This window comes from Altererythrobacter sp. TH136, assembly GCF_007065885.1.
Classification (GTDB): Bacteria; Pseudomonadota; Alphaproteobacteria; order Sphingomonadales; family Sphingomonadaceae; genus Tsuneonella.
On the sequence record NZ_CP041409.1, the window covers coordinates 1,421,605 to 1,445,336 of the forward strand.

A 23,732-nucleotide genomic window follows, 5' to 3' on the forward strand; every position below is an offset into this window, starting at 1 on the left:
CGGATGAAGGTAACTCAAGACGCTTTGGGACGCCGGCCGGAATTGTGCATCATGACGATTTTCCATTGATCGTTCTCCTTGATCAACACGCTGGTGGCGACCCCGAGCCGGTCGATGACCTCGCCCGACTTCGTCTCGATACGATATTTGTAGGTTTCGATGGCGTGGGCAGCCTCCTTTCCAAGGAGATGCACGTCGACCTTGTAATCGGAAAAGCCGAACGACTTGAACTCGGCCAGCTCGGGCCCGAGATGGTGGGCGAGGTAATTGGCATAGGTGCCTTCGACGCCGCCGGTTTCGTAGATTGCGGAAGTCGGGGCGAACAAGTCCTCAGTGCCGCGTGCGTCTAACGTCTCCAAGGCTCTCTTGTAGCGCGAAAGGACGGTCTGGATCGCCGCTTTGTCAGCGGCGACGGGGTCTACCAACGCCGGTTGCGGTTGGGCGTCGTGACCTGGATGGGCGAACGCTGCGACGCTCGACGCCGCCATAGCCGCACAAAGAAAATAGGAAAATCGCATCGTCACCTCCATCAAAACCAAGTTCTAATGCCAACGAGGAATTGGAAGCCGCCCACATCCTCGCCTTCGTCGCGCAAATATCGCGCGGTCCTTCCGAAGGCACGTTGGTACTGAACGCCGATATACGGAGCGAACTCGCGGCGGATGTCGTACCGAAGGCGTACACCCAGCTCGGCCTCCGACAGGCCTGCTCCGACGCCGATCTCTGGACTGTTCTGAGCCGCCAGGTCGAACTCGAAACGTGGTTGCAGGATCAGCCGCTGGGTGATCCGCTGATCGTAATAGCCACCAGCGCGGGCCATGAGCTCGCCCTTGTTAGACAGGAACAAGGCCGCCTCAAGGTCGAAAAAGCTCGGCGCGAGCCCTTCGAGCTGGACCGTCGCATACACCCGGGAGGGGTTGGGCCTGAAGTCGTAGCGAAGGCCGCCCTGCACGTTCCAGTAGGGACCGATCGCGTGGCTATAGAGAGCCTGCACTTCGGCGCTCTCGACACTATCGCCGAAGGCTCCCTCGCCCTCGGTCTTCAGCCAAAGGCGGTTTATGTCCCCGCCATACCATCCTTCCACTTCCCAGCCGTAGCCGTCAGCACCCTTGACCGCGCGATACTCGGCGATGTTCGCCAGCACCTGGAACAGCTTCTGGCCGCCATGGAATTCGTTGAGGTGATGACGGCCCATCTCCATGGACGGAGTGCCAAAGAAAGCGTCGGCAGCGTTGGCGACCGGCACCATGGGTGCCGGGGCATTTCCTGCAGGCAGATCGGTGCCTTCCAGCGCCTGAGACGCGGCAGGTGTGCAGTGACCCATCGCGGCGTGCTCGGGCAGACATGCGGGCTGTTGGGGGGCTTGCGGCGCCGGAGACGCAAGCGTGCAATGCCCCATCGCCGCGTGCTCCGGCAGACACGCCGGCGGGGGCGCCGGAGCAGGCCGGGTCGTACAATGCCCCATGGCTGCATGTTCAGGCAAGCAAGCGGTCTGAACTGGCGCGGCGCGCTTCGGGACCGGAGTAGCGCAATGCCCCATCGCGGCATGCTCCGGCAAACAAGCCGGCTGAGCCGGTGCAGAGGACTGAGCGGCCGGCGTTGTGCAATGCCCCATCGCCGCGTGCTCTGGCAAACAAGTGGTCTGGAACCCCGTCGCAGCCGGTCTCGCCGTTGTTGGGACCGGCGCGGCAGGCGCTTTCTGGACGGGCGCCGCCGTGCAGTGGCCCATGGCGGCGTGCTCGGGAAGGCATGCAGCGGCTACCGGCGTTGCCGCGGATGTCGGCGAGGGTGGCGCAGACTGTGGCGGCCGTGCGTTCGATGGTGCGGGGGTGCAATGTCCCGCCGCCGCGTGCTCGGGCGTGCACGTCGCGCCTGCCGCCGCGGGTTGAGCAGTCGACACTTCACTCTGCGCACCGACCGGGGAAGCCAGCCAAAGCATCCCCGCAGTCGTCAGCGCGAGCTTAAGAAACGAGGTCATTTTGGGTGTCTCCCTGGAGGGGGCGGACGGTGACGACGCGCATCATTCCCGCAGTCATGTGGTAGAGGTTGTGGCAGTGGAACGCCCAGTCACCCGCGGCATCGGCGGTGACGTCGAAGGTCATCTTGCCGCCGGGTGGAACGTTCACCGTGTGCTTGCGCGGCCCGTATGCCCCGTGGCCCGTTACCAGCTCGAAGAAATGTCCGTGAAGGTGGATCGGGTGCGGCATCATCGTATCGTTGACCAATGTCACGCGAACACGCTCATTAAGGCGGAAGGGGATCGGCTCAGCGGGCTCACTAAGTTTCACCCCGTCGAAAGACCACATGTAGCGTTCCATATTGCCAGTCAGGTGCACCTCGAGCTGGCGCGAGGGGGCCCGGACGTCTGGATTGCGATCTAGGGCGCGCAGATCCCTATAGGTCAGGACCCGGTGATCCATCCCCTCAAGGCCCTGCGGCGGCTCCGCGGTGCGGTCCGTCGGCATCGGCGAGATGCTCTGGACGCCCGGGTTCTTGTCCACCTGAGGAGCATTGCGGAAATCACGCATGCTCATTGAACCGTGATCCATGCCGGCCATGGCTTCGCCCTGCCCAGTCATCCCGGGCATAGTGCTGTGGTCCATCCCAGCCATGCTCGCGCCCGCCACTGGCGTGGCTGCCGTTGCGGCGGATCCTGCGCTCGCGGCCGAGTGGCCCATTGCCGCATGATCCATTCCAGTCATAGCAGCCGCGCCCGCCGCAGGCATCGCTGCCGCGGCTGCGACTCCTCCTGTTGCTGCTGCGATCGCCCCGTGGTCGGTGGGCCCGCTCCAGCCGGTGAGCTGCGAGAGCTTACGTGAAGCGTTTTGCTCCGCGGATGGATCAACACCGCGCACTACGGCGACGTTGGGCTGGTTCGGCCCATCCGTCGCCATGCCCGCCATATTGGAGTGGTCCATCCCTTCCATCCCGCTCATGTCGCCCATGCCCATGTCCTTCATGGTGAGCAGGGGCCGTGGCCGGAGGGGAGGTACTGGAGCCGACATGCCCTCGCGCGGGGCCAAGGTCGCTCGGCCGAGGCCAGAGCGATCAATGGACTCGCTTACAAAGGTGTAGGCCCGGTCCTGTGGATTGACGACCACGTCGAATGTTTCAGCGACGCCGATCTGGAGCTCGTCCACGGTGACCGGCCGCACGTTTTGGCCGTCAGCTTGTACCACCGTCATCGGGAGGTCCGGAATTCGCACATTGAAGTTGGTCTGGGCCGCCGCGTTGATGATCCGCAGGCGTACCCGCTCGCCGGGCTGGAACAGCGCGGTCCAGTTGTCGAAGGGCCCGTGGCCGTTGACCGTGAAGGTATATGTCGACCCCGTGACATCGGCGATGTCGGCGGGGTCCATGCGCATCTTTGCCCATTCGCGGCGCTCCTCAGCTGGGAGATCGCGACCAGCCAGCAACCCGGAAAGCGTCAGACGCTGCATGTTGAAGTACCCGCCGCCCATCTGCTTGAGCTTCTTGTAGATAGTCGCCCCACTAAGCGGGCTGTGATCGGACAACACCAGGACATGCTCACGGTCGAAAGCGACTGGGTCAGGACCGGCTGGATCGATTACAATTGGCCCGTAGAGACCATCTTCCTCCTGATAGGCGGAGTGCGAATGATACCAGTAGGTACCAGACTGAATCACATCAAACTCGTAGTCGAAGGTGGAGCGCGGCATGATCCCGGGGAAACTTACCCCCGGCACCCCATCCATAGCGAACGGCACCAGCAGACCGTGCCAATGGATTGAGCTTTCTTCATCTAGCGTATTGCGCACCCTCAACCGAACGCGCTGGCCCTCTTTGAGCCTGACAAGAGGCGCCGGAACTGTCCCATTTACGCCGATCGCGCGGCCGGATTTACCATCGACGCGCACGTTCACTGGACCGATCGTCAGGGCGATATCGGTTCCGGTGACGGTGGGCAGGGGCGCCACGAGTCCCGCGCTGCCGGATTGCGCCCATGCGGGCAGAGCGGCTGCAAAACCAGCGCCGGCTCCGCCGAGTGCCACGGCGCGCAGAAACTGCCGCCGCTCAAAAGCGAGCTTATCAATCATCTTGGTTCCTCGAAGGAGACACAGTGCAGAATCGCGCCAGTGCGCGGAGCGGCCCTTTCAGACCACTCCGCGCAACATCAGCGACTAGTGCTTGTGGCCTGCCGGTGCGGCGCCTTGACCCGCAGCTGGGCCAGAGTGGCCAGCATGGGGATCGGCAGGCTTAGCGGCGTCGCCCATCGAGGAATGGTCCATCTTTGAATGGTCCATTCCCTTGCAGCAGCCGCATTCTTTGCCCTCGGCCTTCATCTTCGCGCAGCAGCCCTTTTCAGCTGCGGGAGCGGAAGGTGTTTGCGCGTGAGCGACAGTCGGCAGAGCGATCGTCAAGGCGATCGCACCAAATATCTTGTTCATCTTGAAGCCTTTCGTGAAATCGTGAAGGTCGATTTCACGCACGTCGCGGAGGCGGCGTGGGCAAATGAATGATGAAGCTTGGCCCGTTCTCACTGAGCACTGTGTGGGGAACAGCGGAAACTATGCTACTGCCAACCATTAAGGCAATCGGCGGCACGGCGAGCGCAGAGCACATCGCTGCGCAGCACACTTTGGCTCCAGCATGACCTTTCGGCTCAGACTTCTCGTCGTGGCACTCCCCGCCCTTCTGCATCTGCTCGAGGTGACTCGATGGAGCCATCGCCATCGCGGCGCCGCTTTGAACAGCCAAGGGCCCCCACATAAGCGTGAGCGCGGCAAACACCGCAAGAAGCCTTCGGAGGCGGGTCCAGGAAGACGGAATGATCATTTTCCTGTGGCGCTAACTCTACCTTGGCAAGATGGTTCCGGCACGTAGACGCGGAAACGAAGCGTGGTCATTGTGCTGACCCTAATACCATATGTACTATAGTACAGAGTCAAGCCGTTTTTGAGACGGAGCAACTGCCGGTCTCGCTAGGCCATTTCGATGGTGGGAAACAGGCCTCAACGGCGGCTGCGGAAGACCTTAAACTGCTTCGGTACGTGAGCTGACTGTGTGAGCCAACCTGCGACCCAATCCATTCGAGCGATCAAGGGTGCATGCTCAGCGGGAGCATCGCGAGCGCCCCGAAGCTCATCCAGAGGGCCATCGCGATCATCATCAGATTCTCGGTCAGCGAGATGAAGCCGAGAGGTACATTGCTCGATCCGCCAACGCAGGCACACTTGAGCTCACGCTTGTCGATGTAGACCGCCTTGAACACTGAGACGGCGCCGATCGTGGCGATGAACAGCGCGAGCGGCGCGGAGAGCCACGTCAGCGCTCCCGCGGCCATGAGAACTCCGGCGAGGCCTTCGGCATAAGGGTAGATGTAGCTGTAAGGCACCCACCGCTTCGCAAGCAGGTCGTAGTTGAGGAACATCGTCGCGAAAGTCTCGATGTTCTGCAGCTTGAGCAACGCCAGCACGATCATCGAGAAGGCGATGAACCACTCCGCCGCGCGGAGGGTAAGGGGGCTGCCCGTCACGGCGAAACTCGCGGCGCCCGCCATCAGCGCCGTCATGGTGAACAGCGCGATGACCGGACGGTAGCTCGTCGCCTTAGGGTCAGCGACTGGTTTGCCCAGGTGCCGCCGCAGATCGTCGTAGCCGCCGATCCGCCGGCCGCCGATGAAGACTTGCGGCGTAGTCGCAACGCCATGGTCGGCCTTGAACGCGTCCGTTTCCTCGCGTGTGGTGAGGTGGTGATCTTCCACTTCGTAGCCGGCGCGCTTCAGAACATGGATCGCCTTCAGGCCATATGGGCAGGTGTGTTTCGGCATCACCATGCGGTAAATGACCGCCTTGTTAACGGGGGCCGGATGGTCGCTCATGTCCGACATTTCACGTCTCCTTGTGATCTCGTCGGCACCGATATAGGTTGCGTACTATGGTACAGAGTCAAGAGATATCTTCACTGACAATTGGGCGTTTGGCTGCTGCCGGTGGAGTTGGTGTCGAAACCGTTCGTTTCTATCAGCGGCGCGGGCTTCTCAAGGTTCCCGCACAGGAAACGGGCATTCGCCGGTATGGGGCCGATGACCTGCGTCGGTTGCAGTTCATCAAGCAGGCACAGGTGGCCGGGTTCACCCTTGAACAGATCAAGGAGCTTCTAGCGCTCGACTCAACGCAGGATCGCAGCCGTGCCCGCGAGTTGGCGCTCGGGCGCCTCGAAGCACTCGACGGAAAGGTGGCGGAGCTCAATAAGGCGAGGGACGCTCTGCGCGCGTTGGCAGAGAAGTGCAGCGAAGGCAGCACCGGCCCGTGTCCGATACTGAGATCCTTCGATGGCCTGATCGATTGACGCAAAGCATCGTTTCTTCTGTGAAGACCAAGAGATGATCGACGCCGCGGTTGGGAGGCATCACACCCAGCAACGTGAGGTGCTCAAGCAAGGTTTGCTCTGCGAGAAGATCTTCCGGCAGAGCTGTCACGAATGGGGCTAGACCGGCGATTCGCTATGCCGGGCCGCCGCAGTGCGCGGAAGGAGGTCACAAGTTGGATTGGTTCTGTCTCACAGCAGGCGTCGTCGTCGTAATTGCGGCTCTAATCGATACCATCTGGACCACCCTCTGGGTCGGGGGTGGCGCCGGTCCGATAGCCCGTGCCGCCTCCTATCTTGCTTGGCGTCTCGTGAGCTTGATCAACTCACACCGACTGATGATCATGGCCGGGCCGCTGGTTTTAACGATCACTGTGGCCACCTGGTTGTCCCTGTTGTGGGCTGGGTGGTTCCTGGTGTTCTGGTCATACCCACCGTCGCTACTGAGTAGCTCGACAGAAGCAGTCGCAGACTTCAGCGACCGCATCTACTTCGTTGGATACACAATCTTTACCTTAGGGAACGGCGACTTCTCCCCGAGCGGGGGGAGCTGGCAGGTCGCTACTGCTCTCGCGTCAGGCACCGGACTGTTCACGGCGACGCTCGCGATCACTTATCTGATATCCGTCATATCGGCAGCGGTCTCTGCGCGCGCCTTTGCCGCTGAAGTACGAGGGCTAGGGAACACTCCGGCAGAGGCCGTTGCCGCTGGGTGGGATGGGAATAGCTACTCAGGGTTGTCACTGCCCTTAAACAGCATCGCCAGCCAGCTGACGAAACTCAGCCAACAGTATCTGGCCTACCCGGTCTTCCAGTACTTCCATTCAGATGAGGCAGGGAAGTCGCCGATCGTCGGCCTGGCTCGGCTCGATCAAGTTCTGATGATCGCAGCGCACGGTGTACCAGACCGATTCCGACCACCAGAAGTGATTCTTAACTCGGCGCGCTCCGCGATTGTGAACGTTCTTGAGGCGCTCCCAAAGCACTTCACAAAACCAGTGGGCGCCCCTCTTCCGATTCCATCACTCGATGCACTGCGCTCCCGGGGGCAGCCAGTTGTACCGGAGGATGAGTTTGCGATTGAGGTCGGTTCAGAGCAGGATCGCCGTAAGCGGCTGCACGGTTTGCTGATTGCTCATGGCTGGGGAGTTGAAGACATCTGAGTCACCCGCTGAGAGCGGCCCCGTGGAGCGCTCTCAGCGGGTGCGGGAGATTAGCGGCTAAGTGACTGCGCCGCTTGATCGCATGACTCGGCGCAGCGCCGGCAGTGCTCTGCACAAATGCGACAGTGCTCGTGCATCTCGGCGTGCTTCTCACACTCTGCTGCACACGCCCTGCAGGCAATTGCGCACGCTTGCATAGCCGCGGCGATGACTTGCTCGTTGCTTCCCGTGCGGCGGATGCCCACGGTGCCGGCAGCTAGACACAGATCGGCGCAGTCCTGGTTGAGGCGAATGCACTGACGCAGCTGCTCCACCATCTCCTCCGCTAGGCAGGCATCAGCGCAGGAGATGCAGGTCTGCGCGCACGAGTAACATTCTTCGAGGCAGCGGATCAGTGCGTCATTCGTGCTCCCCTGAACGCTGGGGTGGGTGGCAATCATCTCTTGCATATGGTGCATCGTGTTCTCCTGTCGGTTAGATGAGCCCGTGAGGCTATTTCTCGAAGGCAAGGGGCCCACAGATGTTCCCACTCATGCGAACATGCGCTCTGGACTGAGATGAACGGAGCGAGGTGCCAGCTAGAACGATGCCTTTAGCAACTGCTCGTATTCGCTCAAATGAAGCGGCTCGACATCGCGAGAAGACTCCCTGCAGCTTGACGGGGCTACTGAATTGCCTGTCTTGCTTCGGCCTTCATCTCAACTGTGAGCGTCGCTGGACGTGCTGGAAGAGGTTCAAGGCCTCTTTCGCCGTTCGCCTCGATGTCGCTGATCAGCATCTTCATCTCAGCTATCTCCCGGACCTGGCTTTCGATTATCTTGTCCGCCAGCTCCCGCACGCGAGGATCGCTTATTTGTGCCTTTCGTGAATTGTTGATCGCGATCGAGTGGTGCGGGATCATCGACTTCATGAATCGGGTGTCGTCGATAAGGGCCTGGCTCCGGTTGAGCGCCAGCAGTACGCCAGCCGCCACGAGGCCGATTGCCAGCACCGCGATTTTCGCAGCAGTTGGCTGATACATCCTCCACATGAAGCCCAGCATGACGGCAGTCATGACGCCGCCCATGATGACCGAAGAGAGCAGCCGATTGAGGCTGAAGGTGACGTGTTCGCTGCTGTAGACCAACTGATACATGAGCAAGAACATGATCACGACCGACGTCATTATCATCGCCGCGAAACGGCTCCACCCCATCTTCATGCTATGGTCTTCGCCGTTCATCTCTGATCTCCTTAAGGCCTGTTGGTCTTAGGCAACGAGCGGCTGGAGCAATGGTTCACCGGCTGCGGGCTGCCGCTTCCGAGGCGACTGGAGTCTATGACGGTCGGGCAGTTGGCTACCTTACAAGCCGTGAGTTCGCCGGCAGCTTATCCGAGATTCGCAGCCAAGAGCTGCCAGTCCGCAATCGGCCCAATTGCTGCCGTTCCCGCTGGTCGATCCGAACGTCCGGAGCTGGGCCGGAAGCGGAATGGCCGGTTTTGTTAGGAATCGGCTGAAGAGCAGACATGCACTGATCGCTCCGCGCTCTGCTCAGCTGGTGATTGGATTTGCGAGCCGCACGATTGCGTGACTCACTTTAACCAGACGTTGGGATGAAACAGGTCAAAGCCGCTCCTTCGCATGGCGAGGGGTCGATGACAGCCGCTTTCATCCTTGGCATCAACATGTTCATCGGCGCCATCTTCGCCGTGGCGTTCGGCGTTGTCTCGGCGACGAACCGCACCGCCCGCGGCGCAGGCTGGTTAGCGGCTGGCTACGCATTGGGCATGGTGTACGTGGCGCTGGAGTTTGAGCTGCGCTGGCAAGCGGATCCGGTACCGGTCTCGATCGGAATATACCTGGCATTTCTAGCGGCCACAACGTGCTGCCTGATCGGCGTTGCGCAGCACTACCGGCTGTCGCCTCCGCGGGCGGCAATCACCGCCATCTGGATTGCCAGCCTGGTTACCACTCCGGTAATTTTCACCCTGCCCTACGGCTCCGGCTTGAGAACCCTGCTTTACCAACTCCCCTACGCTGTCATGCAGTTTTTTGTGGGCTGGGTAATCTTCCGCTCAAGGCAGCGCCAGCCGCTCGATTTACTGCTGATGGCACTGAGTAGCCTTGCGGCTTTGCTTTATCTGCTCAAGCCAGCTGTTGCCTGGTTCGTTGGCACCGCACGCACGCCGCAGGATTACATGGCAAGTACCTATGCCGCCATCTCGCAAAGTTCCGCCTCTGTCACGCTCATCGCATTGGCGCTCGTCCTGCTGCTTGTGATGATGAGAGATGCCACGGCCGAGATGGCGGCCCAGTCCCAAACCGACCCGCTGTCAGGCGTGCTGAACCGGCGAGGACTTGAGGTGCATGGCGCCCAAATGCTTGCCGAGGCGCAACGGCAGGGTAAGCAACTGACGCTGATAACCGCAGATCTCGATCACTTCAAAGCGGTGAACGACACCTTTGGCCACACAGCGGGGGACGAGGTAATCGTCCAATTCGCGGCACGGCTGAGTGAAGCGGCAGGGGAAGACGGCATCGTTGCTCGACTTGGTGGCGAAGAATTTGCCGTGCTGCTTGCCAAAACTGACTTGAGTGCTGGCCGCAGATTCGCCGAGGCTTTGCGCCAGTCCCTATCGACCCAGCCTCTCCTTGGGTTGGGCATTGGCCAAACGGTTACCGCGTCGTTCGGAGTCGCGCAGATGGCATCGGACGACACGCTGTACGAGCTCTCTCACCGCTCTGACACCGCACTCTGCAAAGCAAAGGCAGGTGGCCGAGACCGAGTGCATCTTGCGCTGAAAGAAGCGCCTTGTTCGTCGCCTGCTACGAAATTCATTGCGCGGCAGGCGCAACCCGGATCGGTCGAATACACGCGGAGTCACCACAATTTTAGTGCGGTGTAAGCTCCGCCTTCTCCACTAAGTCTCCAGATCACCTTGCGCGACCGGATCTCGGCGCGGTCCGACTGTTCGCACGGCTGGTGCCGAACCCCGTCGAACACGAGGTAGAGGCGATCGGCATGAGCCTGCCGTCGCCTGTCAGAGGTGTTAGTTTCGCTTCCCCACGACCATAGGATAACCACCATTTGGCAGCCTCCGGCGACTTGATCGTGAGGCGCGGACTGGGGTGAGTATGCAGCGACCTACACTGCCTGAGACTTTCGGTGCAGCATTAGCCGAGCACGCCCGATTGCGACCAAATGACGAGGCGCTCGTCTTCGGTACCCGGGTCACCAATTACGCGACGTTCGAAGAGCATGCGAAGCAGATTGCCAATGGCTTGGCGGAATTGGGGCTGAAGCCGGGAGATCGGGTGGCCTACGTCGGCAAGAACAGCGACTATGCTATCGAACTGGCATTCGGAGTAGCAAAGGCTGGCATGGTCTTCGTGCCAGTGATCTGGCGCTTGGCAACACCGGAAGTGGCATGGATCCTCGCCGATGCAGCGCCCGGCGCCGTGTTCCTCGAACCCGAGTTCGAAACCTGCGCTCCTCCGGGGGTGACCAGCATCATCATCGACGAGGCGAGCGGCGACGGTGAGAGCTTTGTTGCCTGGCGCGATCGGCAGAGCAGCACGCCCCCTGAGGTCACTGTGGACGAGCACGACGTGGTCCTCCAGCTCTATACCTCCGGCACGACGGGAAAGCCGAAAGGCGTGCTGCTGACTCACGCCAATGGCATACGTCAACGCGCCAATCAGATCGCCTCGGGCGTCACTTATCTCCTGGCAGAACCCGGCGACACGACCATCATTGCCATGCCCTATGGCCATATTGGCGGTGTCGGCGGCGTATTCCTTGCCGTGAACGCCGGCCAGACCTTGATCATCCAGCGGGAATTCGAGCCTGGCGCAGTCATCGAGGCTATCCGCCAATACCAGATCAAGAGGATGTTCCTGGTGCCCGCAGCGCTGGGAATGATGCTGCAACATCCCGCTGCCGAGAACGCCGACTTCTCGTCGCTGGTGACCTTCACTTATGGCGCCAGCCCGATTCCGCTCGACCTGCTGAAGCAGGGGGTAGAGCGAATGGGGTGTGAATTCGTCCAGGTGTACGGAATGACCGAAACCTGGGGTTCCGTCGTCGCTCTGCCGCCGGAAGATCATCGCCCTGACCGGGTCCACAAGATGTCTGCCGCCGGGAAGGCTCTGCCAGGCGTAGAACTGCGCATCCTCAGCCCTGAACTTGAAGATCTCCCCGCGAATACCGTTGGCGAGGTGGCGATCCGCTCTCCCAACGTGATGGCAGGATACTGGAAGCGCCCGTTAGAATCGGGCCTGGCGCTGATCGGTGATGGCTGGCTGCGTACCGGGGACGCCGGGCTCCTCGACGATGAAGGCTACCTGTTCATCCAGGATCGGATGAAGGACATGATCATCACGGGCGCCGAGAACGTCTACCCGGCAGAGGTGGAAAGCGCGCTGTACGGCCACCCGCATGTCCTCGACGTTGCAGTCATTGGCATACCGGATCCCAGGTGGGGCGAAGCAATAAAGGCAATCGTCGTGCCGGTGCCAGGTGTGGAGCCGGATGTCGCTTCGATCGTCGCCCATGCGCGGGAGCGCATCGCCGGCTTCAAGTGCCCCAAGTCGATCGACTTTGTCGATACCTTGCCGCGCAATCCCTCTGGCAAGATCCTGCGACGCGCCCTGCGTGAGCCGTACTGGGCAGGCTATGCCCGCAACGTGAACTGACAATAGCCGATGACCTTTGCGATCACTGACGACCAGCGCGCAATGGACGCCGGCCTCACCCCTTTCCTGGCACGGCTGGCGACGGACGGCTCCCCCGGCTGGCAGACAGCAATCGAGGCGTTCGGCCTCGAAGGGTTGGGCCGCAGCGTAGAGACCGGCGGTCTCGGCACGGGAACGCGCGAAGCCGCGATCGTCGCCCGAGCCCTTGGCCAGGCGGGCATATGTCTGCCGTGGGCCGAACACTGGGTTGCCGCGCGGCTTGGCGCCTGTGTCGCCGATGCCGGACCGCTGGCGACTTCCGCTGCGCACGTGACGAACCAGGCCAGGCAGCAACAACGGAGTGGTTGGGCGGAAGATGCGCTGGCGATCGTCCATTGCGCCGAAATGTCGGGTCTCTGCGAAACGTTGCTGGCTGACACGGTCGCTTTTTCCAAAGAGCGACGGCAGTTCGGCGTAACTATTGCCTCCTTTCAGGTGCTGCGGCACCGCATGGTGGACATGCGGCTCGCGCTGGAACAGGCGATCGCCATGGCCGGCTACGCCATCGATCTAATCGATCACGACGACGATGAGGCGCGTCGAAAAGCCGTCAGCGCAGCCCGGGTCCTTTGTGAAGACGCCATCCGGATCGTGGGTGGCGGTGCCGTGCAGATTCACGGCGCGATGGGGCTGACCGAGGAGTTGCGGATCGGCCGCTTGTTTCGCCGCGCTTCATCATTGGCGCAAGGCGACGGCACGGGGCGGGCGCACTTGCGCCGCTATGCCGGCCTCATGGTCAGCTAAAGCGCAGCGTCAACCACTGCGCGCGCCAGAATGTCGCGCTGAATTTCGTTCGACCCGCCGTAGATCGTCGCAGCACGGTTGTTGAGAAACCGCGGCATGGCCGACGGCAGTACTTCATCGACCTCCCTCTCCGCAGCAATCTCGAGCGCCAGCAGATCGAGCCGCTGCGAGGCTTCAGTGCCGAGGATTTTCAGCATGGAGGGACGTATCGCGCCAGCGCCGCCTGAATCCGCGTAGAGGCCGGCAAGTTCTATCGCGCGCAAGCCATCGGCGGCGATCGCCTCACGCGCCAGCCGCTCGCGGTTTCCAGGTAGATCGATCCAGCCGGTTTGCTCCGCCGCCTCCTGGATCAGCGCAAGATGCGCCCTCAGCCCTGGAGAGTAACGACCCGAACGCTCGAACGTCAGCAGGTGCTTGGCGACAGTCCATCCATCGTTCTCCGCGCCCAGCCGATCGCCTACGGGAACGCGAACGTCGTCGAAGAAGACCTGGTTGAACTCGTGTTCGCCTGCCAGCGTGGTTATGGGGGCCACTGATATGCCCGGAGTGGTCATGTCGACGAGCAGAAACGTTATGCCGCTTTGCGGGCGACCTTCGGAGTTCGTGCGAACCAGGCAAAACATCCGGTTGGCGAAATGGGCATGCGTGGTCCAGATCTTCGAGCCGTTCAGCACGTAGTGATCGCCGTCGCGGTCGGCCCTTAGCCGCAGCGAAGCGAGGTCTGATCCAGACGCGGGCTCCGAATAACCCTGACACCAATAATCCTCGCCCGAGATAATGCGCGGCAACAGCGTCTCTCGCTGCTCTTCGCTGCCGTAGTGCATGATCACCGGCGCCACCATTTTCAGCCCCATCGGCGCCAGTGTCGGTGCCTGAGCGCGCGCGCATTCATCCGCGAAGATAAACCGCTGCACATCGCTCCAGCCCGGACCTCCAAATTGTTCAGGCCAGTCCGGCGCCGCCCAGCCGCGCGCTGCGAGCTTTGCCTGCCATGGCAGTGAGATTTCTGGATGCGTGAAGACGCTTGTCGCGAGACGAGTGGCCCTGCGGGCTTCCGGCAACAGCTCGGTCTGCAGGAATTGGCGTACTTCGTCCCGGAAGGCCCGGTCGTCGGCGCTCAGTAGATGATCCATAATCAGAAGTGTCGCCCGAACACGTCCGTGCGCCAACTGACCGAATGGTCAGGTTCGCGCCCCCAGGAAGCCGTGGCCGGTCGCAAGTTGAATGGTCCGGGAGCGAGATGCTGCACCCAGTTTCGCACCTGCGTTTCGCAGATGAAAACGCACGGTAGACACCGACAGCGACAGGATCATCCCGATCTCGGTATTGGTCTTGCCGGCTGCCGCCCAACGTACGCATTGGACCTCGCGCCCGGTCAGTTGGCCGACGGCGCTGTGAGCCCGAAGTGGAGCCGAAGCTTCCGCATGGGCTGCGATGAACCGAAAGGCGAGGGCGAACAATCGCTCCGATTCCCGGCTGAAGATGGTGGGCAGGTCCACCTCCTCGCGCGTCACCCATACGACCGCGCCGATGCGACCGCCGGGCAAGTGAGTTGGCGCGATGATCGCTGCGGTAAACCCGAACTGCGCGGTGACCTTGGAGCAGTCGATCTGGTCGAGCAAAACGGTCGGGCGCCAGCTGCCGATCTGCCCACGATGGTACCACATCGGCTCGGCGCAGATCCTCGCCGCGTGCAGGAACGAAGACTTGAGTGCCAACCTGCGGTCCTGCCAGTACGCTTCGGAGTGACCGGGCCAGTCGAATACGGTAGCCGCATAGGGCTCGCAGTTCCTGTCCGACATCGGCTGGGGGTCGCCCAGGTCGCTTTGCGCCGCCACGAAGGGGAAGCCGAGTGCCCGCCCGGCATCCCGAACCGCGCGAGCCAGGGCGTCGATGTTGTCCCAGCTCGAGAGTTCTTGTCCGGCCATGATGCTGATCGTGCCACGCTGCGCACCTTTCCTCAACGCCGCGTCCTCAGCCCGCCGCCTGTCACTGTTGACAGGTGGTTTATCTGGCGCGCGGCGAGCTAGACTGCTCGTGCAACGCCCACCTCGCGGGCGAGCATGCTGAAGCGGCATCAAAGCCGCGCAGCGGGCAGAGGTGCCAAGGAGGATTGTCCTGATGAAGTTTCTGCACACTGTGTCGATCGCTGCATTGGCATCTGCGATCGGAATGCCTGCGGCCGCTCAGGATGCTGCCAGCGCGGACAGGCCTGGTCAGAACGAAACGCCCGCTACTCCCGGCAACCCGGGCGTAAGCCTGGGAGAGCCACCCGCTGGCGTCGATGATGGCGTCGGGGGGATCATCGTCACCGCCCAAAAGCGCGAACAGAGCTTGCAGGATGTGCCGGTCGTTGTGTCGGTATTGAATGCGCAGCAGCTCGAGGCTTCGGGGGTGCGCGACATCAAGGATCTTCAGACCATCACGCCTGGTCTGAACGTCACTTCATCGACCAGCCCGGCGCAAACCTCGATCCGCATCCGCGGCGTGGGGACATTGGGCGATAATCCAGGGCTGGAATCGTCCGTCGGCACAATCGTCGACGGCGTCTACCGTGCCCGTAGCGGCGTCGCTTTCGGAGACTTGGGCGAGCTTGAACGCATTGAGGTCTTGAAGGGCCCGCAATCGACGTTGTTCGGCAAGAACATGTCGGCCGGCGTCATCAACGTCGTCACTGCTGCGCCCAGCTTCAGTCCCTCGGCGGAAATCGTCGGTAGCTATGGCAACTACAACGCTTGGAGCGTCTCCGCGGCCGCAACCGGCCCGATCATTGGCGATGTCGTTGCAGGCCGCATTTTTGCCCTGAAACGCAAGCGCGACGGCTACTGGGATCTGAGCACTGGTTCTGGGCCGCGCACGAGCACCATGTCCGACAACGAAGACAATTGGACCGTCCGAGGCCAACTGCTGTTTCAACCGTCAGATACGATCTACTTCAAGCTCATCGGGGACTGGTCGGAGCGCGATGAGGACTGCTGCGTCAATGCGCCTTCGATCGCAGGCCCAACCGCTGCCATCGTCGACGCTCTGGCAAGCGACGCCGGCACTCTGCGCGGCGACCCATTCGACCGCTTTACCTATGCCAACCGACCGACCGACTTCCGTATCCGCGACCGCGGTGTTTCGGGACAGCTGGACTGGGAATTGTCGGAGGCAATCGATCTCACATCGATCACCGCTTACCGCTATTACAAGTCGAACAACGCCATCGACATCGACTATTCGTCGGCTGATATTTGGTATCGCGAAGGGGAAGGTAACTCGAACCAGTTCAAAGTCTTCAGTCAGGAAGTCCGTCTGGCATACGGTAGCGACCGTTTGAATTCGATCCTTGGCGCATTCTTCGCCGACGAGCGGCTGAAGAGCCGGCAGAACACCTTCTTCGGCACCGCATACGAGCGGTACTTCGGCCTGCTTCTATCGGGCGGAGCGAATCCTAATACTGTCTCCGCTCTAACGGGTCTTCCAGTCGGCACGAATTTCGTCGCCGGAACCGGTCAGAATGATTTCCACGACTACAAAGCCCGCTCATTCGCGGTGTTCTCCGACAACACCATTACTATCGCAGAGGGTTTGGACCTGTCGCTGGGGCTGCGCTACACCGATGAAGTCAAAGAGGTGACGTCGGTCTACAGCAACACCGCACCGGCTAACGCTTGCGCTGCGGCGCTGGCGCGGCCCATCCCGGCTGCCGCCCGGGCGGCAATCTGCGCCCCGAATGCCGATAGTGCATTCAACAACGTGACAACCAACCAGCGTCGGCCGGAGAGCCGCTTTTCCGGCTCGGCCAAGATCCAGTACCGCTTCTCGCCTGAAGTGATGGCTTACGCATCGTACGCCAACGGCTTCAAATCGGGCGGCTTCAATCTTGATCGCGCGCGCTTCAGCCCCGGGGTGATCAATCCCGATACGTCGTTCGCAGCCGAGAAGGTGGAGAGCTACGAACTCGGCACAAAGACGACGCTGTTCAACCGCCGAGTCCTCGCGAATGCTGCCGCGTTCCATCAGACCTACACCGATTTTCAGCTCAACACCTACACGGGCGTGAGCTTCGTGGTCACCTCCATCCCCAAGGTGGTTTCGAAGGGTGTCGACCTTGATCTGCTATGGAACACCGGCGTGCAGGGGCTCTCCCTGAACGCAGGCGTCACATACGCCGATACCCGATTCGGTGACTTCCCGCCGCCCTTGCCCAATCTCACGCGATTGTCCGGCAGTCGGCTGCCATACGCGGCGAAGTGGAACGTGACCGGCGGCTTCACCTCGAAGCAGCCAGTCAGCGACAACTTCCAACTGACCACTTCCGCTTCGATCAAGTGGACCTCCCGATACAACACCGGCTCGAACCTTGATCCTCTCAAAATCCAGGAGCCATTCGCCATCGTTAATGCACGGATCGGCATCGAGCCGGTGAGCGAAGCGTGGTCACTCGAGCTTTTCGCGCAGAATCTCACCGACTCCGAATACTACCAGGTGATCGTCGATCAGCCTCTGCAGTCCGGCACATACGGCGCTTTCCTGGGTGCGCCGCGGCGATATGGCGTCACCGGACGGGTTCGCTTCTAGGCCTGCGGGGGGGTACGCAAGTCCTCCTGCGCCTCCTCCACTAGCTAGTTCACCGAGCGGCCACTTTGAGGAAAGCCACTCGGTGAACGGAACAGCCGGTCTTGGGTGCAAAGCAGCCGACCGCTTGGGTCTGTCTCACCGTCTGCAATGTGTCGAAAGCTGATTTTCCGTTCTAGCGCTCAAGCGCGACGCAGGCAGTCAGTCTGCAACCGGGCCAGGAGCGGAAGCACATTAGCGCACAAGTGCGCGACGGTACCCGGCGGCTAGAGCTTGCGCCTCACTGCAGAAGATCTCCTCGGCACGCGTCGCTTCATAGTAGGGCATTCCCGGGACATGGTAGATCCACTGACCTTTGCGGTTGTGATTGCCTTTGATTGCACAGCGGCCCATCACGGCTGGCGCTTGAGCAACACGCGCCGAGGGAGATCGCGCGCGCGCCACGGGCGCCACTTGGGCCGCGGAAGCTGCAGCTTGCCGATAATCTTGAGGCAGGACGAAGCTGGAGTTCCAGATGCCGGCACGATCGGCCTTGGCGCGCACCTCGTCTGCAGCGTAGTCGCTGCTGTAACTGCGGAAAGCCACCGCCTAACCCGCGGCTACCATGGTGCGGTTGAGCTCCGTTCCCCGTGCTGAGCAAACGGCAACGCTGCGGCCGTAGTTATCGAGCCCCCGCACCAAACAAGCGACCTGCTGCCCTTCAACAAGGGAGCGCAGCTGCCGCGCAGATGCTTCGCCACACCCCCAACTCGCTCCTTCCCGAGTGCACTGCTGGTTTGTTTCCGGGGCATCAATCCCGAACAGGCGGACCTTGGTGTCGCCGATCCTCAAAGTATCGCCGTCGACCACTTGAGCTGTGCCGATTACCGGGGCCGGGCCGGTGGCTGCAAGAAGGGTCGCGAGCAGAAGGAAGAGAGGTGCGCGGGTCATCTGGTTGAGGCTAAACCTGAAACATTGAAGCCAGCTTTACGCAGCTAGCGGCGATCACGTGGATTGCGCTTCTACTGATGCTTAGCCAATGCTCCGTCTTATGTACGGAGTAGATCATGCGCCTCGATAAAGAGCGGCGGCTTCGTATCGAAGCTTGGACTCTTGGTGGGCTGATGCTGATTGCCGCGTTGCAGGCACTCACCTGGCTGCTCAAATGACACGTGACCAAGAACTCTGGGGCGTCGCCCTCTGGCTCGACAGAACGCATGGTGACGAAGGTCCGGCTCACATCGCGCAGGAGGTTGCGCGGCTGGCAAAAGCCGGTGACCCAGCCGGAGTGGCGATGTGGAGGCAGGTCGCGGAACGATACGATCAACTACGACAGACCACCTCCGTCAACTGAGTGCTTTCCTACATGGAACATTGTGTGAACATATAGCTGCCCGTCAAGATGATTCGAGAGGCTCAGCTATGTACCTTGATCCCCAGATGGTGCTCGCCATCGCTACCCTCTGCACCGCCCTCTCGACGCTTGTCTGGTCCTTCCGCCGTAAGAAGTAGCTGATTGGCGAGTATTGTCTGAGGTGAGCCACCGGTCATGCTCAACTCGAGTCCTACTACCGCACTCCCAACGTCACCCGCGAGTAATCCGACAGACGCAGGAGTGCCCCCTTTAGGGGCCCCGCGTGCAGCTTAGTTGGATCTGCAATCAAGGGATTGACTGGGACCGGTACCTCTTAATCAGCGGGTCGTTGGTTCGAACCCAACAGCGTCCACCACCTAAATCATTGGTTCAGCGTCGTTTTCTAGGTGGGATGAGCCTATCTCTCCCGGCTCCTGAGTTGAGCGGTAATCACCAGGCAAGCACGGCCACGCCCATTGAATGATGCCTGTGGAGGCGGCCTCGACATCCCGTCTTCGATAGGACGAATGAAAAAGATCTAACCGGAGATCACCTTCCGTAAGGCATCCACCGCATCGAGGTAGTAGACCACCTGTACGCGCGTCGCGACATCGTCGGAAAGGTCCAGGAGCTGGCGCCTAGCTGATACAGGAACCAGAACCAAAGTGGCCCCCTTCTCCAGCGCCAGCTCGACCAGAGCCACGGGATTATGCACCGGCTCGAGTGATCCGCCGAGAGTGAGGTGGCCCACCACAGCGAGGCCGCCAACGCAAGATTGCCCCAGGAGGGCGGAACATAGTGCAAGCAGGACGCCCACGCCCAGAGCAGCGCCCGAACGTGCGCTGTCTAATGCACGGAGTTGTAACGAGAACTCATGTTCCTTGGGTCCGCGATCGCTCACCAGCTCCTTCGCACGCGCGTAAAGATTCTGCTCCGCGATTTTCACCGACTCGCGAAAGGGTGCTGGCGGCGACTGGTTGAGGATCCGAACACCGCTGCCGGATGTCTCCGTCACCTCAATGCGGTACAGCCCCGCACCGTCGCCGCCCTCCCCGATTGCGAATACCTGTCCCGGCGGCAAGGGGTCTGCGTTGATCATTGTGTCCGACTGCAGCTCAGGCGTCGCAACAAACGTTTCGACGCCGTCAAGGCCAAGCTGGTAGCTGAACTGGGTGGTTCGAAATTCTGCCGATCCAATCCTCTTTTGCTGCTCCTTAACCCGGCGGCGGCACTCGAAGGCAAGCTTCACGGCCCACTCCAGTTCGTCGTCGGAGACCAAGGCATTTGAATCGGGCTGGATCAGCTTCAGCAAACCCGAGATTGTTTTGTTGACGGCATTCTGATCCCGGCCGGAAAGCGCGCCGCCATAGAATACTCGGCCCGAGACTGCGTCCGCTCGGGATTGTGCACGAAGCCGGGTGAAGGCTTCCGCAAGCACATCAGAAACCAATCCGAACCGGTCCGTAAAGATCGAACGATCAACCTTCGGAAGGTCCCAACCTGGCAGATAAGCATGGATGCGATCCATAAAGGCGGTGTCGTCACGCATTTCCGGTGGGAGCGGACTGAAGAGATGCCCAACTCGCTGCTGATGCTGAACATCGACGTCGAAGTTGCCAACGAGCACGATTCCACCTTCTGCCCGGATGCTTTCGCGTCCCCGCGAGAATTCGCCGGACTCCATATAGCCCTTCATGATGTTGACGCCGTCCTTTTGGTCAAAGGAAACGCCGCTCACCTCGTCGAAGCAGACCACGTCATATTGGCAAACGAGACCGCGCTGCCCGTTCGCCATGTTGACGAACATCCGAGCCACTGTCGCCTTGCCGCCGGAGATCAGATGCGCGTAGGGGCTGACCTGCTGGAAGAGGTGGCTCTTCCCCGTCCCGCGCGGCCCGAGCTCCACCAGATTGTAGTTGCGCTCCACGAACGGCACCATGCGAAGCAGCATCAGGTCGCGCGCGCGCTGCGTCAGCATCTCCGGCTCAAGCCCGACCGAGCGCATCAGAAGGTTTTTCCATTCGTCCGTCGTCAGCTTCGCCCGGCCGGCGGCGAGCCTGTCCAGCACGTTGCGGCTCGACAACTGGATCGGGCGCAGCGTCCGAATGTCGAACGGGCGGCCGTTCTTCTCCTGGGCAATTGAGGCGTCGTAGCCCAGCTCGACCTCGGCGTAGAATCCGCCGGTCAGCATCCGCTCGTGAGCGTGGACGATTGAATCGTCGATGCGCACGTCGGCGAGCTGGAGGCTGGGCAGAGAGGCGAGGAAGCTGTCGGTCTTCGCGTCCAGCCGGGCCGTGACGACATCGATCAGCTTCGTCGATCCTTGCGTGCGGGACTTCGATTTAAGCAATTCCTCCTCTCCTGCGCGGACCGTGCGGGCACCCAGCTGCTCGCGCACGATCTCCGCCCCTTCCTCGATCTCTACCGGGTCGGTGGAGGCGCAGTAACGGCCGAGCATGAACTCGACGACGTAGGTCGGAACGGGGAACTGTCCCCGGAACCGGCGGACCAAATCCTTTCGCACCAGCAGCCCCTCAAAGGCTTCGGCCGCTTTCACATCCAGCGCGTCCAGGCTCATTCCGCTCATTCCGCTCCCCCGATCACCGTCCACCGTTCGGCCAGCTCAAGGCCTTCATCGTCGAGCACCACGATCCGCGCGCGCTTTCCTTCATGGTCGTCCCGCACGACGAGAGACGCCTTGCCTTCGGCGTTCAACCCGCGGCGCGCGGGGAGCAGGCTTGCGCCGTTCTCGGCGCACAGGTCGACGATCTGCTCGCCGCCATCCTCGACCGTGATCCGCACCCTCAGGCCCGTCCACTCCGCCTCGGCGACCCGTGCCTGCCGCCGCGCAGATCCCGCACCGATGTCGAGGACCGGAAGCACGCATTCCTGCGGGCTGATCCCGCCATGGGCATATTCATATCCCTTGTAGAAGCTGCGCGCGCCGCTAGCGGCGGCGACATGAATGTCGCCGTTCCAGGTCCACGGGATGCGCGGCAGCCCCACCTCTGCACCTTCCTTGACAAGGGCGCAGCGGGTTCGCTTTCCATCGGGCTCCACCAGCCCGGCGGGCAGTGCCGCGGTCTCCAGCCCGTCGGGCATGAGCAGCCACCCGTGATCCGTCACGACCCGCACCGATCGCCCGGCCCGAACGTGCGTGAGCACTACGCCGAGAGCGTCGTCCAGCGCCCGCTCGATCGTGTCGGCAAGGCGGGCGCCAAGCTTGTGCCCGTCTTCGTCCACCGTCCCCGTTTCGATGAAGCAGCGCTCTCCCCCCAGCGGAAAGCCTCCGATTACCCATCCGGCGCCGCGCATTAGCGCATCCACGCCCGCTTTGTCGGCAGGCTTGCCGCTCGGCAAGAGCGGGCGGAAGGCCGGATCGGCGGGGCCCGTGCAGAGCTGCTCGGCGACAGGGGTGGCGAGCGGCTTGCACGTCGCGGTCACCGTCGGCCAGCCGGACCAGCGCCACCCGAGCGTTGCTTCGACCCCGGACAAGGTGAGGCGCGCGTGAAGCTCGGCGGCGAGATCGAAGCGCAGCCCGTCCACGAAGATCAGCGTATCGCAATCGGAGTCGAACGCCGCCGGCTGCGCGAATGGGAGCGCGCCCCGGCGGGCGATCGCTTGGAGAGCGCAGGCGCCGTCTTCCACCCAGGGCCTGTAGATCGCCAGCAACGCCGCCACGACGCCCGCGCGGTCGACTTCCCGCGGCGCTGCCGCAATCGCGGCGAGCGCGGCGCGGTCGACCCGCCAGCCTGACGAGACATAAGCGCCCGCCAGCGGCGCCGCGCCGTCGCCCGGCAGGGCGGCGGCCCGCGCGATCGCCGCAAGATGCTCTAGCGCGCAGGCGAGTGGCGCCAGGCCGCGTTGTGCCCACACCGATCCACGCCGCAAGCCATGGGCATCTTCCAGCTCGAGGATGCGGGCGCGTGCCGCCGGCAGGTCCAGCGCGCTCAGCCCGTTCAGAGCGTTGCGCAATTGATCTTCGCCGCGCTCATTGGCTCTCGGATAGGCGCTTGTGTCCGCGAGAAAGTCCGCAGGAGGCTCCCGCACCATGAGAAGATGGACGACGCCGGCATATCCGTGCGACTTGCCGAAGCGGTCCCACAGGCGCCCCCACGCTCCGCTCCGCTCAGCCAGCCGTTGAGCCGCGGCGTCCCGGCTCTGCGTGCTCGGATCGAAGCCGAATTCTCGCTGCGCCTTGCCTGCGAAGGCGGCGAAACGCTCCGGGTCCGTGACGGCGTCCAGCGTGCCGTCGATCCAGTCAAGGAGGTCCGCATCGAGATCGGGGGTGAGCAGGCCGTCCAGCGCGTCGGCGTCCCAGCGGCGCTGCCCGATCTCGCTGAGCGGCCTCGCCAGCAGGCGCGGCGCTGCCCGGGCCAGCGCGAGGCGAGTCGCTCCATCCTCCGCGATGTCCAGCTTCAGTGCGCTCTGGAGCAGCGCCCGCAGCGTCCAGTCCCGGCCGTTGCGGTGGCCCCAGACGTTGCCGGTGATGGCCAGCCAGACGAGCGGCGCGAGTGCCGGTGGTGTCCCTTCCGTCCCGCGAAGCTGGTCGCGTCCGATTTCGGGCGCCCAGACCACCGGCACCGCGCCGGGGCCGAACGTCACATCCGGCCAGGCGCCTGCCGCCGCCGCACGAAGCCAGATCGCCGGGCCCGTCCGCGTTTCCGGGTCGAAGGCGCCAAAGCTCAGCAGGTGCGGCAGGCGCGTGCGCAGCGAGGGAAGGAGCGGGGCGCATTCGCCTTTGGGATCGCACCAGAGAAGGGCCGCAGGCCGCGCCTCCACCGCATCGTTCCAGCGCGATGCCGTCGCGATCGCCTCGACCAAAGCGTCGAGCGCGCTGGGATCGCCGGGCGGCGCGGCATTGGGGGCTCTGATGGTCATCGAA

Annotated in this window: 16 protein-coding genes; 6 read left to right on the plus strand and 10 right to left on the minus strand. The window is 62.2% G+C overall.

The genetic code is table 11. From position 1 onward, the window contains the following. Positions 1–14: 14 nt before the first annotated feature. The 5 genes from C0V74_RS06900 to C0V74_RS06920 form a co-directional block, all read right to left on the minus strand. Positions 15–530 (minus strand): nuclear transport factor 2 family protein, encoded by a 516-nt coding sequence (locus C0V74_RS06900; RefSeq protein WP_246844785.1) that lies wholly within the window; start codon positions 528–530, stop codon positions 15–17. Further along, a complete protein-coding gene (locus C0V74_RS13150; RefSeq protein WP_246844786.1) occupies positions 530–1,249 on the minus strand; it encodes a copper resistance protein B in 720 nt (239 codons plus the stop codon). Before C0V74_RS13150 ends, C0V74_RS06900 begins: the two co-directional genes overlap by 1 nt. Before the next feature lie 712 nt (positions 1,250–1,961). Beyond that, a complete protein-coding gene (locus C0V74_RS06910) occupies positions 1,962–4,058 on the minus strand; it encodes a copper resistance system multicopper oxidase (RefSeq protein WP_143251156.1) in 2,097 nt (698 codons plus the stop codon). An 84-nt stretch (positions 4,059–4,142) separates the two neighbouring features. Then, positions 4,143–4,451: a hypothetical protein gene (locus C0V74_RS06915; protein WP_143251157.1), complete on the minus strand. Its 309-nt coding sequence runs from the start codon at positions 4,449–4,451 to the stop codon at positions 4,143–4,145. Between the two features lie 608 nt (positions 4,452–5,059). After that, complete coding sequence (locus tag C0V74_RS06920) at positions 5,060–5,851, minus strand: glutaredoxin family protein (protein WP_143251158.1); 792 nt, start codon at positions 5,849–5,851, stop codon at positions 5,060–5,062. 47 nt (positions 5,852–5,898) lie between these two features. Here C0V74_RS06920 and C0V74_RS06925 point away from each other — a divergent pair, with 47 nt between their 5' ends. Both C0V74_RS06925 and C0V74_RS06930 read left to right on the plus strand, forming a co-directional pair. After that, positions 5,899–6,312 carry a MerR family transcriptional regulator gene (locus C0V74_RS06925; RefSeq protein ID WP_143251159.1) on the plus strand — a complete coding sequence of 138 codons (414 nt, stop codon included), beginning with the start codon at positions 5,899–5,901 and terminating at the stop codon, positions 6,310–6,312. Positions 6,313–6,641: 329 nt separating this feature from the next. Beyond that, a complete protein-coding gene (locus tag C0V74_RS06930; protein ID WP_143251160.1) occupies positions 6,642–7,493 on the plus strand; it encodes a potassium channel family protein in 852 nt (283 codons plus the stop codon). A gap of 664 nt (positions 7,494–8,157) precedes the next feature. On the opposite strand, the gene C0V74_RS06940 is transcribed toward C0V74_RS06930, so the two are convergent. Next, positions 8,158–8,715, minus strand: a complete 558-nt coding sequence (locus C0V74_RS06940) for a DUF305 domain-containing protein (protein ID WP_143251161.1) — start codon at positions 8,713–8,715, stop codon at positions 8,158–8,160. A 371-nt stretch (positions 8,716–9,086) separates the two neighbouring features. On the opposite strand from C0V74_RS06940, the gene C0V74_RS06945 reads away from it, so the two are divergent. From C0V74_RS06945 to C0V74_RS06955, 3 genes are all read left to right on the plus strand, one after another. Continuing rightward, positions 9,087–10,379: a GGDEF domain-containing protein gene (locus tag C0V74_RS06945; protein ID WP_246844787.1), complete on the plus strand. Its 1,293-nt coding sequence runs from the start codon at positions 9,087–9,089 to the stop codon at positions 10,377–10,379. A 229-nt stretch (positions 10,380–10,608) separates the two neighbouring features. Next, positions 10,609–12,168 carry a long-chain-fatty-acid--CoA ligase gene (locus C0V74_RS06950; protein WP_143251162.1) on the plus strand — a complete coding sequence of 520 codons (1,560 nt, stop codon included), beginning with the start codon at positions 10,609–10,611 and terminating at the stop codon, positions 12,166–12,168. 42 nt (positions 12,169–12,210) lie between these two features. Then, the gene (locus C0V74_RS06955; protein ID WP_168194175.1) at positions 12,211–12,951 is read left to right on the plus strand and encodes an acyl-CoA dehydrogenase family protein; all 741 of its coding nucleotides are present in this window, start codon (positions 12,211–12,213) and stop codon (positions 12,949–12,951) included. Here C0V74_RS06955 and C0V74_RS06960 read toward each other — a convergent pair. Together C0V74_RS06960 and C0V74_RS06965 are read right to left on the minus strand one after the other, a co-directional pair. Further along, positions 12,948–14,120 carry an acyl-CoA dehydrogenase family protein gene (locus C0V74_RS06960; RefSeq protein WP_246844788.1) on the minus strand — a complete coding sequence of 391 codons (1,173 nt, stop codon included), beginning with the start codon at positions 14,118–14,120 and terminating at the stop codon, positions 12,948–12,950. The genes C0V74_RS06955 and C0V74_RS06960 overlap by 4 nt on opposite strands. A 12-nt stretch (positions 14,121–14,132) precedes the next feature. Next, complete coding sequence (locus tag C0V74_RS06965) at positions 14,133–14,879, minus strand: helix-turn-helix transcriptional regulator (RefSeq protein WP_143251164.1); 747 nt, start codon at positions 14,877–14,879, stop codon at positions 14,133–14,135. A gap of 193 nt (positions 14,880–15,072) precedes the next feature. Here C0V74_RS06965 and C0V74_RS06970 point away from each other — a divergent pair, with 193 nt between their 5' ends. Further along, entirely contained in the window at positions 15,073–17,517 is a 2,445-nt protein-coding gene (locus tag C0V74_RS06970) for a TonB-dependent receptor (RefSeq protein ID WP_143251165.1), read from the plus strand. A 1,868-nt stretch (positions 17,518–19,385) separates the two neighbouring features. Here C0V74_RS06970 and brxL read toward each other — a convergent pair. Together brxL and pglZ are read right to left on the minus strand one after the other, a co-directional pair. After that, a complete protein-coding gene (gene brxL, locus C0V74_RS06985; protein WP_210413392.1) occupies positions 19,386–21,434 on the minus strand; it encodes a protease Lon-related BREX system protein BrxL in 2,049 nt (682 codons plus the stop codon). Further along, entirely contained in the window at positions 21,431–23,728 is a 2,298-nt protein-coding gene (pglZ, locus tag C0V74_RS06990) for a BREX-1 system phosphatase PglZ type B (RefSeq protein WP_168194176.1), read from the minus strand. Before pglZ ends, brxL begins: the two co-directional genes overlap by 4 nt. Positions 23,729–23,732 lie beyond the last annotated feature (4 nt).